A 12,803-nucleotide genomic window follows, 5' to 3' on the forward strand; every position below is an offset into this window, starting at 1 on the left:
GTAGTACGGGTCGCCGTACGAAATCTGCTCCGCCTGGGGCGATCGGCTGGCCGAGGTGGTCACCGGGGCTGGCGGTAGCCGGGTCGAGGGGCGTGACGTGAGAAAAGGCTATGTCGACTCCCGCTTCGGGCAACTGCATGTGGTCGAGGAGGGCCACGGGCAACCCGTCCTCTTTCTGCATCAGACTCCCCGCTCCTGGGACGAGTACCGCGACGTGCTGCCCATCGTGGGACGGCAGGCTCGGGCGATCGCGATGGACACGGTCGGATACGGCGCGTCCGCCCGGATCGCCCGGCCGCAGACGGTGGAGCTGTTCGCGGATGGCGTCGAGGACGTGATCGACGCTCTGGGCCTGGAGCGTCCGGTTCTCGTCGGTCATCACACCGGAGGGGTGGTGGCCCTGGAGGTCGCGGCCCGCCGGGGATCGGCCGTGGCGGGCCTGGTTCTGTCCGGGACGCCGTACGTGGACCAGGCCCGCCGGCGCCAGGTGGCCACCAGCCGGCCGCCCATCGACCACGTCGACGTGGTCGAGGACGGCAGTCACCTGACGGCGCTCTGGAACCGTCGTCGCCCCTACTATCCGGCGGACCGGCCCGATCTGCTGAGTCGCCTCGTGGCCGATGCCTGCCGGGTGATCGACCGTGCCGAGGAGGGGCACCTCGCGGTCAACGCCTACCGGATGGAGGACCGGATCGGCCTGGTCGTGGCACCCACCCTGGTGGTCTGCGGAGAGCAGGACGAATTCTCCATGCCGGACGTCGCCCGCCTGGTGGCGGCCATTCCGGGTGCGGGCAGCCGCACGCTTCCGGGAACCGGGGTACCGGCCGTCGACCACCACCCCGAGGACTTCGCCGCGACGGTGCTGGAGTTCCTGCGCGAGCTGACCCCGAGCGGGTCGTAATCCCTGGCTGGCCCCTTCCCTGGGCTTGCCATATGTCGTACCGTACTAAGTACGGATCGAATCGGGTCGGTGTCGGCCGATACCCGTGGGTCGGCCCGGCTCGCCGGCCCGAGCGGACAACGGAGCGAAGCAGAGATGAGCGTGTACGACGAGGGTGAGGGCGTTCTCGACCTGCGGGTCGAGTCGATGACGGTCCAGGCGGAGGGCGTGCTCACCCTGGCCCTGGTCGATCCGGAGGGCGGTTCGCTGCCCGACTGGACACCCGGGGCACACGTCGACCTGTGGCTGCCCGAGGTGGTCCGCCAGTACTCGTTGTGTGGTGACCCTGATGACCGCAGCCGGTACGTGGTGGCGGTGCTTCGGGCACCGGACAGCCGGGGCGGTTCCGACTACATCCACCGGCTGCTGCGCCCCGGTGATTCCGTCGAGGTGGGTGGTCCACGCAACCACTTCGCGCTCCGGCCGGCCAAGGAGTACCTCTTCATCGCCGGCGGCATCGGGATCACCCCGATCCTGCCGATGATCCGGGAGGCCGACCGACGTGGCACCCCGTGGCGGCTGGTCTACGGCGGCCGGAGCCGGCGCTCGATGGCCTTTCTCGGGCAGCTGCGGCGGTACGGCGACCGGGTGCTGGTCTGGCCCGAGGACGAGCGGGGCCTGCTCGACCTCGACACGGTGCTGGCGGCGAAGGACGACGGACTCGCGGTGTACTGCTGCGGCCCGGCCGGGCTGATCGCCGCCGTCGAGTCCCGCTGCACCACCTGGCCGGCGGAAGCGGTCAACTTCGAACGGTTCACCGCCCGGGATCTCTCCGCGCTCTCCTCCGTGCCGGTCAGGGTGACCTGCGCCCGCTCGCAACTGACCCTCGACGTGTCCGCCGCCGAGAGCATTCTGGACGCGCTCGAGACGGCCGGGGTCGGCGTCGCAAACGCCTGTCGCGACGGGGTGTGCGGCTCGTGCGAGGTGGCTGTGCTCGCCGGCATCCCCGACCACCGGGACTCGATCCGCTCGGGTGCGGAGCTGGACGACACCACGAGCCTCGCGGTCTGTGTCTCCCGGGCCAGGACCCCCGAACTCGTGCTCGACATCTGATACCGGACATCCGCGGTCCCGGCCGCCGGCCAAACGTTCAGGAGGAACCACATGACCGCCACCGAGCCCGTGCCGGAAGCGCCGCCGGCCAAGCGGCGCCCGCCCCGCCCGCGTACCGCCCCGGCCGGCCGGCCGGCCCAGCCGCACGGCAACGACTGGCGTTCCTGGCCGGTCTATGAGGCCGCGACGCTGGGCTTTCGTAACTACTGGTATCCGGTGCAGTGGGCGGAGCAGGTGGGCCGCAAGCCGGTCGCGATCCAGCTCCTGGGCGAGCGGATCGTCCTGGTGCGGGAGAAGGAGCAGATCTACGCGCTGCACGACCGCTGTCCGCACCGCGGCGTGCCGCTCTCCCTCGGGCGTCGACAGTACGAGGGGACCATCAGCTGCCCGTACCACGGCTGGACCTACCGGCTGGACAGCGGCCTGATGTGCGGCGCGCTCACCGACGGGCCGGATTCGCCGATCAACAACAAGGTGAGCGTGTCGACGTACCCGGTCGAACAGCGCCTGGGTCTGGTCTGGGTGTACGTCGGCGACGACGACCCACCACCGGTGGAACGGGACATCCCCCGCGAACTGCTCGACCACGAGTTCGTCATGGGCGGCCGGTGGGAGATCCGCGAGGGCAACTGGCGCTTCGCAGCGGAGAACGGCTTCGACGAAGGCCACGCGAAGTACCTGCACAACACGGCCTTCTGGCGGTTGTTCAAGGTGATGCCCGCCTGGAACAAGACCCGGATCGTGGAGCAGGACGGCTGGCTGATCCGGGTCCAGGACGAGGTCCACTGGGAGGCCGACTTCCCGGGCCTGGGGACCTGGACCAACCGGCGCTGGTGGAAGCGGATGCCGTTGCCGGACGCCCCGGGCAAGAGCAAGGGCGAGGTGAACCCCGTCATCCGGGACCTGGACCTGCCGGGATTCGTCTCGATCCGGCTTCCGGGGCTCCTGCGGGTCGCCTATCCGCAGTTCATCCACTACGAGTGGTACGTGCCGGTGAACGAGCACCAGGTGCGCTACGTGCAGATCATGGTCCAGTTCGAGACAGGCGCCAAGGCCGCGGCCTTCAAGGCGAAGTACCTCGGTGCCACCCGCTGGCTGTTCCACGGTCAGTTCACCGCGCAGGACGCCTGGATGGTCGACGTGATGGACGCCCCGCCGGAGAAGCTCTACCGGCCGGACCTCTCCCTCACCGCCTGGCGGCGGCACATCGAACAGGTCAAGCCCGAGGTGCAGGTCGACCGGACGCCCGGGGCGAAACCGGACCGGACGTCCGATGCCGGCTGAGGTGACCGGGCGGGCACCCGAGACCCGGTACGCGGGCACGGCGACGCCGCTCGCGTACCAGACTCTCGGCACCGGTCCGGCCCTGGTCTACCTGCACGGCGGCGGGCCGGGTTGCACCAGCTGGCTGGATTTCCGCGAGGTGGCCGGGCGGCTCGGCACGGGGTGGCGCCACATCTTCGTGGACCTGGCCCAGTACGGCGCGTCGACGGCGGATGCCATCGAGGGTCCCGCCCTCGACTTCCACGCCTCCTGCCTGCTGTCACTGCTCGACGAACTCTCCGTCGAGCGCGCCCACGTCGTCGCGCAGTCACTTGGTGGATCGGTGGCGCTCAACCTTGCGGCGCTGGCCCCCGAGCGGCTCGGTCGGATCGTGGTGACGGCCAGCCAGCCGGTCGCCCACCCAAGCGCCAAGCCGGCTCTGGGTGCCGAGGCGCGCCGGGTCTACTACGGCGGTACCGGGCCGAGCGAGGCGAAAATGCGTGAACTGCTCGCCCGGCTGGAATGGTGCGACGCCGCTGCCATCCCGGCCAGCACCGTGCGGGAGCGGTACGCGGCCAGCACGACGCCGTGGGCCCTCGCAGTGGCCGACGGGTCGGGTCGGGGCGAGGCACAGGAGTTGTCCGACCGACTCGCCGAGGTGCCGCACGACGTGCTCTGGGTCTGGGGCGCCCGGGATCCGTTCGCGCCGCCCTCGTACGCCCTCGACGTCGCGGCGACGATGCGCCGCGCGGACGTCGCGGTGCTGGCCGGCACCGCCCACCACCCGCAGGAGGAACGCCCGTCGGTGTACGCCCGGCTGGTGCGCGAGTTCCTGACCCGAGACGCCACCAGAGGGGACAGCTGATGAAAATCAAGCCGAGGACCGTCGCGGCGGTCACCGTAGTCGGAGCCGCCGTGCTGCTGCTCAGCGGCGCGCTCGACAGGTTCTTCCTGCACGCGACCAGCACCGTGGTGCGCCGGGAGGTGCCACGTGAACGACCGTGACCAGGAACTGGACCGGCTGACCCGCGAGGTCTGCGCCCATGTCACGCCCGAGCTGCTCCGCGAGATCGTGGTCGGCCTGGTGGACATCGCCAGCCCCACCGGGGAGGAACGCGCGCTGGCCAGCTGGGCGGTGGAGCATCTGACCCGTGCCGGTGTCGACGCCCGCGTGCAGCCGCTCGACGCCACCCAGGCCAACGCGGTCGCCCGGATACCCGGCAAGGGCAGCGGTAGTTCCCTGCTCCTGTACGCGCCGATCGACACGCTTACCACCGGCAACCCCGACGAGGACGAGCCATGGGCCGCCGGGGTGCTGCGGCCCGACATGCGGCCCTCCGCCGTCGTGGACGGCGATTACGTCATTGGCCTGGGCGCGAGCAATCCCAAGGGACACGCCGCGGTGGTGACGGCCGCCGTCGAGGCGGTCCGGGCCGCCGGCATCCCGCTGGCGGGCGACCTGTGGCTGGGGCTCGGTGCCGGCGGGATGCCGACCAACCGGCGGGCCGCGCCGCAGGTCACCCGCGAGAACGCCGGCCAGGGCGTGGGCTGCTCCTTCCTGCTGGAGCAGGGCGTGTACCCGGACTACGCCCTGATCGCCAAGCCCGGCTGGACGGTCTCCTGGGAGGAGGTCGGGCTGTGCTGGTTCGAGGTCGTGGTGCGAGGCACCTTCGGCTACGTCGGCAGCCGGCACCGGATGCGGTACGTCAACCCGATCGTCCAGGCCGGCAAGGTCGTCGCCGGGCTCGAAGAGTGGTTCCTGGAGTACAGCGCCGCACACACCGGTGGAACGCTCGCCCCGCAGGGCAACATCGGGTCCATCCGTTCGGGTTGGCCGCACCTTCCGGCCGTGTCGCCGAGCCAGGCCCGACTCATGGTGGATCTGCGGATCGGCCCGGATTCACCGCCCAACTCGGTCCGCCGCGAGTTCGCCGCAGCCATCCAGCGGATCTGTGCCGCCCACCCCGACCTGGACGTGTCGTGGGAGATGGTGCTGTCGATCCCCGGCACCCGGACCGACCCGGACGAGCGGATCGTGACCGCGGCGGTCCGCGCCTGGGAGAGCGAGATGGGACGGGCACACGAACCCATCCTCAACAACAGTGGCGCGACCGACGCGAACATCCTGCGGGGCAGGGGAGTGCCGACGGCCCGGATCGGCATGGACCGGATCGGCTCCGATGCCCCGCTGCCGCTGGACTTTCCCGCCGGCATGAACGTGGTGGACATCCGTGAGATGCAGCGGCTCGCCCGGCACGTCATTCGTACCGCGCTTGACATCTGCGCGCTGCCGCCGCCCGGGTAGGACCCGCCCGGCGACTTCCCCCGGCACCGACCCTGGGAAACCGGGCCTGGCGTGCCGGGGGCGATCGTCGTCAGGACGCTGATTTCACTGTGAAATCAAAATTTCACAGTGAAATCACGTCTGTTCACGAAGGTGCTGCTGGCCGGTCAAACCCGGCTGGCGGCAGCAGCGTGGCGACGTCGCGTACCGCGCCGAGGTCCGACAGCGTAGCCAGCAACTCGGCGGCCGCGCTCGCCGGCAGACCAGCGGCGGCGGCGTTGGCCAGGAACTTCCCGCGCAGTCGGGGCAGCGCGGCACTCGTGCTCGGCCTGCCCACCACCTCGAACTCCCGGCCGGTGGTCGACCTGCCGGAGAGCCGGCTGTTCCAGCTGAAGGCGTCATCGTGGCTGGCGACCAGGCGCACCGACGGCACCGGACCGAGCCAGGTCGCCCGCGTCGCCCGGAAGAAATCCGGATCGCCCTCTCGACCAGCGGCGGCGGCGCAGACGGCGAACACCGCGCTGGCGGCGGCCTCGGCGGGGCCGTGGACCGCACTCTCGGCGGTCACGAAGCGCAGCAGGTGGGGATGAAGGGCGACCTCGACCTCGGTCAGCGCGGTGAGGTCGAATCCGGCTCGGCGTAGCTCGACCAGCCCTTCGATCACCCCGTGCAGGGGCCGTGCGCAGGGGTACCACTTGAAGACACACTCGGCGACGCTGCCCTGCCGGGGTGCCGCATCCGGGTCGTCCGGCGTGCCGAAGGCGCGCGACGCTGGACCGTCCAGAAGGGTCCACGAGGCCGTCATCCCCGCGTGGGCACGCCACGCCGCCTGGGCACCGTACCCGGCGGCCTGCGCCGCGCTCAGATAGTGGCCTTCGCCGAACCGGTCGCCGGAGAGCAGGCCCCCGGCGGCGGAGGCGGCGATGCCGAGGGCATGGGTCAGCGCGTCGTCGTCCAACTCGAGCAGGAAGCCGGTGGCGGCGGCGGCGCCAAGCGCGCCGAACGTCGAGGTCGGCCACCACGAGCGTGCGTACAGGCCCGCCGCGCCGAAGCGTTGGGCCACCGAGGTGAGGACGTCGTACCCGTACCCGACGGCGTCGAGCAGCCGGGTGCCGGAGGCACCGAGCGCGGCGGACACGGTCAGCGCGGCCGGGATCACCACGGCGGCGGGCACCGTGGCGGAGGCCGGGTGGAGGCTGTCGAACTCGTCGACGTGGCAGGCGAGGGAGTCGAGGAGCACCGCCTGGTCGAGCGGTGCCCCGGCCCCGGCGACCAGGCCGCGGAACGGCCCGCCCGGCCGGTGACCGTGGTGCTGGTCGGCGAGGCCGGCCGCGAGCCGGCGCACCATCGGATGGGAGGCGCCCCGCAGGACACACCCCACCGCGTCGATCACTTCGGCGGTGGCGCGGGGATGCCACCGGTCGGGCTCGTGGGGTGCACCCCGCGCCAGCCTCGCCAGTCGGCGCAGGTACGGCTCGCCGCCGTCGCGCTTGTCAGTTTCCACGGCCGGCGAGGCGGGGAAGAACCTGGGCGGCCACGTCCGAGACCAACCGCTCGGGGAAGTCGTAGGAGCCCACGTGCTGGAGGAAGATGGCGGTGGCACCGAGTCGCCGCGCGGCATCGATTCCCGCGACGATCTCGTCGGCGGTCCCGAAGAGGCAGAACGTTCGGGCGAACGCCACGGCGTCCGCGTCGCTCACCCACTCCGAGCAACGCTGTACGGCGAGTTCCCAGTCCTCGGCGTGGATGAGGTCGGGGTAGACGTCGGGCACCCGCGCCGGTACGTCGATCTCGATGCCGGCGGTGGCGAGTGCGCTCTGCCCACCCTTCTGGGCGATGCCGGCACACACCGGCTTGAGGATCCGGGCGTCCCGTTCCAGGTCATCGGTGACCATGGCGTGCGCGGCGACGATGATCTGGATGCTGTCCGGATCACGTCCGGCCGCCGCCGCACCCTGACGTACCAGGCTGACGCTGCGCTCCAGCAGGACCGGAGCGACCCCGCTGAGCAGGATCACGCCGTCGGCGACCTCGCCGGCGAACCGCAGGTTGCGTGGCCCGCTCGCCGCGACGTTTATCGGGATCCCGGGGTACGGGTCGCGCAGCCGCCCCGGCACCCCGTTGAAGCTGACCTCCTTGCCGGCCAGCAGGCCCCGGATCGCGTCGATGCCGTCGCGCAGCTCCGCCTGCCGGCTCGGGGCCAGCCCCACCGGCTCGACCGAGCTGTTGCCCACCCCCAGGCCGAGTCGGAAGCGTCCGCCCGCGGTCTCTGCCACGGTACGCGCGGCCGAGGCGACCACACTTGGGTGCCGGGTGACCACGTTTGTCACCGCCGTGCCCAGCCCGATCCGTGCGGTCCGCAACGCCGCGGCGAGCAGGCTGAGGTAACCGTCGCGCCACAGCAGTTGTGAATCAGGTACGTAGAGGTCGTCGTAGCCGAGCCGTTCCACCTCGGCGGCGAAGTCGCCCACCTCGGCGGCGGGCCGACACGGTGGCACCCGGATGCCGATGCGCGGGCGGGCGGTCACCGGGAGACCTCGCTCAGGAACGCCAACGTCTCCTTGTTGAACCGCTCCGCGTGCTCGTGCTGCGGCCAGTGACCACACTGCGGGTAGATCGTCAGGGTCGACCCGGGGATCGCCCGCTGCATGGCGTTGGCCTCCGGGACGTCGCCGAACGGGTTCTGGGCGCCCCATACGATCCGGGTGGGTGCGGAAATGCGGGCCATCTGCTCGGTGGTGAGCAGGTCCGGGCGGCGATTCTCCATCTCCTGGAGGCACAGCAGGTGGTCCAGGCCGGCGACGAACTCGGGCCGGTGGTAGATCGCGTGCCGGACCTCGACCAGTTCCTCGGTCGCGTCGGCTGGGTCGTGCATCAACAGGTGCAGCCGCTGGCGGGTCAGCTCGATGTCGTCACTCAGGACGGCCCGCCGGGTGCTGGTCTTGATGCGGTTCATCACCTCCGGGTTGGCGACGGTGCCGCCGGGAGCCACCAGGGTGAGGCTGCGGACCCGGTCGGGATGGTCGGCGGCCAGCCGGCCGGACACCCAGCCGCCGAGCGATTCACCGATGAAGTGCGCCCGGTCGATGCCCATCGTGTCCAGGTAGTCCAGGACGTGTTTCACATATCCGGGAATCCGGTACGGGTGATCGGGCCCGTCGGTGTAGCCGTGCCCCATCATGTCGATCGCGTGGCAGGCCACGTGTTCGGAGAGCACGGCGATGTTGCGGACGAAGGCCTCCAGATGACCGCTCGTGCCGTGCAGCATGATGACGGGCTCACCCGCGCCCGCCAGCAGCGTGCGGGTCCTGAGCCCACCCGCGTCGACCCGGGTGAGGGTGAACTCCACGCCCGCGAGTTCGGTCCAGATGGTCATCCTCTTCTACCTTCCGTGCTGGTTTGAGCTGGCCGGGACCGGCTCGAAGACGGCGACCGCCATCCCGGTGAGCCATTCGTCGATCGGTTCGTACGCCAGGGTCCGTCCCCGGCCGGTGCCGACGGCGGCCGTCATGGCGATCCAGGAACGCAGTTCCTGGGCACCGTTGCCGGCGACCTTCTCGAGTTCGTCGTTGCTCAGCGCGAGCGTGCGGCGGAGGTCGCCGGACTCGAACTGGGCGAGGAAATCGCGATCGAAGTCGGCGTTGATGTCCGGTACGGCGGCCCGGATGATCTGGCGTCGACGTACCTCGTACTCGCGCCACTGCTGCCTGCCGTTCAGCCATGCCTCGACGAGGAAGCGATCGTCGTCGGAGAGCGTGCGGGACCAGTCCGGCCAGGGAAGCCGATGGGACAGACCACCCGAGGCGAGTACCAGCACCCGTTTGTCCGCGCTGTCGGCCGCGATCACCCGACCGATTGAGGCGCCCAGCGCGTACGCCCGGGGCAGCGGGATGAGGGGCGGCGCGAACATGTTCACGACCACCGGAACGATCGGGACGTCGAGATCCGGTACGAGATGTTGCAGGCTGTGGGTGATCCCGTGGTCGACCGTCAGCCGGAGCGAGAAGGCGGGATCGAAGCCGTCGTCGATCAGGCCGTCGACAAGCGTCTTGGCGAGTTCCCGGTCGACCGGCAGCGGACCCTCGGGCGTACCGGCCTCGCCGGCGCCCTGCACCTCGGCGACCCCGACCGTGATGGCCGGCATGAGGTCGAGGAAGAGGCCGCGGAAGTGGTTCGAGCCGATGACGACGATCGCGTCGGGCGCCTGCGCGGCCACGAACGCCCGGGCCTGTGCCAGACCGTCGCGGAAGCGATGGGCTGCGGCCAGGTGGTCGACCTCGGCCCAGTGGGTGTTCATCAGCGTGCTGTGCGAGGCGGCGACCCCCGCGACGACAGTGCTCATTGCTCCCCCTTCGATTCCTTGAGCAGTTCCAGGGCGATGTCGACGATCAGGTCCTCCTGGCCGCCGACGAGCTTGCGGCGGCCCACCTCGACCAGCAGTCGCCGGGTGTCGATGCCGTAGCGCGCCGAGGCGTTCTCGGCGTGCCGGAGGAAGCTGGAGTAGGCGCCGGCGTAGCCGAGCGAGAGGGTCTCCCGGTCGACGCGTACCGGCCGGTCCTGGGTGGGCCGTACGAGATCGTCGGCGGCGTCCATGAGCGCGTCCAGCCGACCGCTGTGCTGCCATCCGACGAGGTTCGCCACGGCCACGAACGCCTCGATCGGGCAGTTGCCGGCACCGGCGCCCTGACCGGCCAGGGAGGCGTCCACCCGGACCGCACCCGCCTCGACCGCGGCCGTGCTGTTGGCCACGCCGAGGGTGAGGTTGTGGTGCGCGTGGATGCCGATCTCGGTCTGCGGGTCCAGCACCGACCGGTAGGCGTCCACCCGGTCCTGGACGTCCCGCATGAGCAGGTGACCGCCGGAGTCGGTGAGGTAGACGCAGTGGGCGCCGGCCGACTCCATGATCTTCGCCTGGCCGGCGAGCGAGGTGGGGTCCGACATGTGGGCCATCATCAGGAACCCGGCCACGTCGTACCCGAGGGACCGGGCGGCCTCGATGTGCTGGATGGCGATGTCGGCCTCGGTGCAGTGGGTGGCGATCCGGACGGATCGCGCGCCGGCCTGCCAGGCGTCGGCGAGGTCCTGGACGGTACCGATGCCGGGAAGGAGCAGCACGGTGACCCGCGCCCGCTTGACGACGTCGGCCACCGCGGTGATCCAGTCCAGGTCGGAGTGGGCACCGGGCCCGTAGTTGACGCTGCTGCCGGAGAGGCCGTCACCGTGGCTGATCTCGATGGCGTCGACGCCCGCCTCGTCAAGGGCGGCGGCGATCGTCCGTACCTGCGACAGGCTGTATCGGTGGCGGACCGCATGCATGCCATCGCGCAGGGTGACGTCCTGAAGGTAGAGGCGCTGGCTGCTCATGCGTTCGTTTCTCCGCTCTGGACCCGTCCCCGGGCGGCCAGCAGTTCCCCGACCCGTACCGCGGCCGACGTCATGATGTCGAGGTTGCCGGCGTAGGGAGGCAGGTAGTCGCCGGCACCGGCCACCTCCAGGAACACCGAGACCAGGTGAAGGGCGTCGGCCTGCTCGCCGGCGAGGCCGCGTAGCGGGTCGCCGGGGGCGATCGGGCGTACCTGGATCTCCTGCTTGATGAGGTAGCCCGGCACGTACTCGCGGACGCGCCGGGCCATTTCCGTGATCGAGTGCCGGATCTCGTCGGCGTCTGCGGCACCGGTGAGGCAGTAGACGGTGTCCCGCATGATCATGGGCGGCTCGGCGGGATTGAGGATGATGATCGCCTTGCCGCGCCGGGCACCACCCACCACTTCGATGGCCCGGCTCGTGGTGTGGGTGAACTCGTCGATGTTGGCCCGGGTGCCCGGACCGGCGGACCGGGAGGAGATCGAGGCGACGATCTCCGCGTAGTGGACCGGGCCGACGGCGCTGACGGCCGCCACGATCGGGATCGTGGCCTGCCCGCCGCAGGTCACCATGTTGACGTTCGGCGCGTCGGCGAACCGGTCCAGGTTCACCGGCGGCACGACCAGCGGGCCGATGGCCGCCGGCGTCAGGTCGACGACCCGCAGTCCGGTCTCCCGCAGGGCCGCGTAGTTCGCCACGTGCGCCTTTGCCGAGGTGGCGTCGAACACGACAGTGAACTCGGCCAGGTCCGGCCGGTCGAGCAGCCCGCGTACGCCGAGGGCGGTGGTCGGTACGCCGAGCCGTCCGGCGCGCGCGAGACCGTCGGAGCGCGGATCGATCCCGACCAGCGCTCCCATCCGCAACACCTCGGAGCGCAGTACCTTCATCATCAGGTCGGTGCCGATGTTGCCGGAGCCGATGATGGCGACCTTGTGCCGCCGATCCGCTCCGTCGGGCTGTCCGCTGTCGACCGCTGGTGTCACGACGGAGTTCCTTCCGAGAAGCTCACGGAGACGTCCGTGCCGCCGACAGTGGCGGCGAAGGTGTCTCCTGGTTCGACGCCGCACATCGGCCCGAGCGCCCCGCTGAGCACGATGTCGCCGGCCTGGAGGGGGTCGCCCAGCGCGGCCATCGTGGTCGCCAACCAGTGCAGGCTCAGCAGGGGGTTTCCCAGGCAGTCGGCGCCACGGCCGGTGGAGACCGGCACGCCGTTGCGCCGCATCTGCATCCGTACGGCGGCCAGCCCGGGCAGGTCGACCGGCAGCGAGCCGTCCCCCAGGACGAACAGCCCGCTGGAGGCGTTGTCGGCGATGGTGTCGACGATTGTGATGTCCCAGCGTTCGATCCGACTGTCCACGATCTCGATCGCCGGCCGGGCGGTGCGGATCAGTGGCACCAGGTGCGCGGGATCGTCCGGTACGTCGGTGACGGGGGCTGCGAGTTCGAACGCGACCTCCGCCTCGACCTTCGGTTGCAGCAGGCGGCCGAGGTCGACGGTGTCGCCATTCGCGACCCGCATCGAGTGCAGCAGGGTGCCGAAGTCCGGCTCGGTCACGCCGAGCTGTCGCTGAACCGCGGCCGAGGTGAGTCCGATCTTCCGGCCGACGACCCGGTCGCCGGTCGCCACCAGGTGTTCGACGTTGCGACGCTGCACCTCGTACGCGGTCCGGGTGTCTGCCGAGCCGAGCACGGCACGAACCGCGGGCACCGGGGTCGAGGTCGTCGCCGCCCGGCGCAGGCTGAGGGCCACCGCGTCGAGGCGGTCAGGATGCGGTGCAGGGGTGGGCATGTGGCTCACTGTGACCGAGGTGCCGGGGGGAGTGGGGCGGCTGTCCCGTGGCACGGAACGGCGATCCGTCGGGCCCCGGCCTTGAGAAGCTCGACGCCGGGTCGGTGCGC

Annotated in this window: 13 protein-coding genes; 6 read left to right on the top strand and 7 right to left on the bottom strand. The window is 71.0% G+C overall.

All coding sequences use genetic code 11. The features are described from left to right. Window positions 1–97: 97 nt before the first annotated feature. The 6 genes from AC507J_RS17110 (at window position 98) to AC507J_RS17135 (ending at window position 5,561) form a co-directional block, all read left to right on the top strand. The gene (locus AC507J_RS17110) at window positions 98–901 is read left to right on the top strand and encodes an alpha/beta fold hydrolase (protein WP_496290144.1); all 804 of its coding nucleotides are present in this window, start codon (window positions 98–100) and stop codon (window positions 899–901) included. A 135-nt stretch (window positions 902–1,036) separates the two neighbouring features. After that, complete coding sequence (locus AC507J_RS17115) at window positions 1,037–1,993, top strand: PDR/VanB family oxidoreductase (protein ID WP_496290145.1); 957 nt, start codon at window positions 1,037–1,039, stop codon at window positions 1,991–1,993. Between the two features lie 51 nt (window positions 1,994–2,044). Then, entirely contained in the window at window positions 2,045–3,277 is a 1,233-nt protein-coding gene (locus tag AC507J_RS17120; RefSeq protein WP_496290146.1) for a Rieske 2Fe-2S domain-containing protein, read from the top strand. After that, window positions 3,267–4,121, top strand: a complete 855-nt coding sequence (locus AC507J_RS17125) for an alpha/beta fold hydrolase (RefSeq protein WP_496290147.1) — start codon at window positions 3,267–3,269, stop codon at window positions 4,119–4,121. The genes AC507J_RS17120 and AC507J_RS17125 overlap by 11 nt, the downstream gene beginning before the upstream one ends. Next, entirely contained in the window at window positions 4,121–4,261 is a 141-nt protein-coding gene (locus tag AC507J_RS17130) for a hypothetical protein (protein WP_496290148.1), read from the top strand. The genes AC507J_RS17125 and AC507J_RS17130 overlap by 1 nt, the downstream gene beginning before the upstream one ends. After that, window positions 4,248–5,561: a M20 family metallopeptidase gene (locus tag AC507J_RS17135; RefSeq protein WP_496290149.1), complete on the top strand. Its 1,314-nt coding sequence runs from the start codon at window positions 4,248–4,250 to the stop codon at window positions 5,559–5,561. The genes AC507J_RS17130 and AC507J_RS17135 overlap by 14 nt, the downstream gene beginning before the upstream one ends. A gap of 124 nt (window positions 5,562–5,685) precedes the next feature. Here the strand turns inward: AC507J_RS17135 and AC507J_RS17140 are convergent, their stop codons facing one another. The 7 genes from AC507J_RS17140 to AC507J_RS17170 all read right to left on the bottom strand — a co-directional run bounded on the left by AC507J_RS17140 (window position 5,686) and on the right by AC507J_RS17170 (window position 12,693). After that, window positions 5,686–7,044: an MmgE/PrpD family protein gene (locus AC507J_RS17140; protein ID WP_496290150.1), complete on the bottom strand. Its 1,359-nt coding sequence runs from the start codon at window positions 7,042–7,044 to the stop codon at window positions 5,686–5,688. Beyond that, on the bottom strand, window positions 7,034–8,068 hold the full coding sequence (locus AC507J_RS17145; protein WP_496290151.1) for an LLM class flavin-dependent oxidoreductase: 1,035 nt from the start codon (window positions 8,066–8,068) through the stop codon (window positions 7,034–7,036). Before AC507J_RS17145 ends, AC507J_RS17140 begins: the two co-directional genes overlap by 11 nt. Then, complete coding sequence (locus tag AC507J_RS17150; RefSeq protein ID WP_496290152.1) at window positions 8,065–8,916, bottom strand: alpha/beta fold hydrolase; 852 nt, start codon at window positions 8,914–8,916, stop codon at window positions 8,065–8,067. The genes AC507J_RS17145 and AC507J_RS17150 overlap by 4 nt, the downstream gene beginning before the upstream one ends. 6 nt (window positions 8,917–8,922) lie before the next feature. Then, window positions 8,923–9,882 (bottom strand): DODA-type extradiol aromatic ring-opening family dioxygenase, encoded by a 960-nt coding sequence (locus AC507J_RS17155; protein ID WP_496290153.1) that lies wholly within the window; start codon window positions 9,880–9,882, stop codon window positions 8,923–8,925. Then, a complete protein-coding gene (dmpG, locus tag AC507J_RS17160) occupies window positions 9,879–10,904 on the bottom strand; it encodes a 4-hydroxy-2-oxovalerate aldolase (protein WP_496290154.1) in 1,026 nt (341 codons plus the stop codon). Before dmpG ends, AC507J_RS17155 begins: the two co-directional genes overlap by 4 nt. Continuing rightward, window positions 10,901–11,794: an acetaldehyde dehydrogenase (acetylating) gene (locus AC507J_RS17165; RefSeq protein WP_496290258.1), complete on the bottom strand. Its 894-nt coding sequence runs from the start codon at window positions 11,792–11,794 to the stop codon at window positions 10,901–10,903. Before AC507J_RS17165 ends, dmpG begins: the two co-directional genes overlap by 4 nt. Window positions 11,795–11,883: 89 nt before the next feature. Then, window positions 11,884–12,693: a 2-keto-4-pentenoate hydratase gene (locus AC507J_RS17170; protein ID WP_496290155.1), complete on the bottom strand. Its 810-nt coding sequence runs from the start codon at window positions 12,691–12,693 to the stop codon at window positions 11,884–11,886. Window positions 12,694–12,803: the final 110 nt, after the last annotated feature.

The sequence above is a fragment of the Micromonospora sp. PRAS1 genome (assembly GCF_059553435.1).

What these genes read in the sequence shown, in the direction of transcription:
- AC507J_RS17115 (WP_496290145.1), top strand. Translation starts at nt 1,037, where the DNA reads ATGAGCGTGTACGACGAGGGTGAGGGCGTTCTCGACCTGCGGGTCGAG.
- AC507J_RS17120 (WP_496290146.1), top strand. Translation starts at nt 2,045, where the DNA reads ATGACCGCCACCGAGCCCGTGCCGGAAGCGCCGCCGGCCAAGCGGCGC.
- AC507J_RS17125 (WP_496290147.1), top strand. Translation starts at nt 3,267, where the DNA reads ATGCCGGCTGAGGTGACCGGGCGGGCACCCGAGACCCGGTACGCGGGC.
- AC507J_RS17130 (WP_496290148.1), top strand. Translation starts at nt 4,121, where the DNA reads ATGAAAATCAAGCCGAGGACCGTCGCGGCGGTCACCGTAGTCGGAGCC.
- AC507J_RS17150 (WP_496290152.1), bottom strand. Translation starts at nt 8,916, where the DNA reads ATGACCATCTGGACCGAACTCGCGGGCGTGGAGTTCACCCTCACCCGG.
- AC507J_RS17155 (WP_496290153.1), bottom strand. Translation starts at nt 9,882, where the DNA reads ATGAGCACTGTCGTCGCGGGGGTCGCCGCCTCGCACAGCACGCTGATG.
- dmpG (WP_496290154.1), bottom strand. Translation starts at nt 10,904, where the DNA reads ATGAGCAGCCAGCGCCTCTACCTTCAGGACGTCACCCTGCGCGATGGC.
- AC507J_RS17165 (WP_496290258.1), bottom strand. Translation starts at nt 11,794, where the DNA reads ATGATGAAGGTACTGCGCTCCGAGGTGTTGCGGATGGGAGCGCTGGTC.
- AC507J_RS17170 (WP_496290155.1), bottom strand. Translation starts at nt 12,693, where the DNA reads ATGCCCACCCCTGCACCGCATCCTGACCGCCTCGACGCGGTGGCCCTC.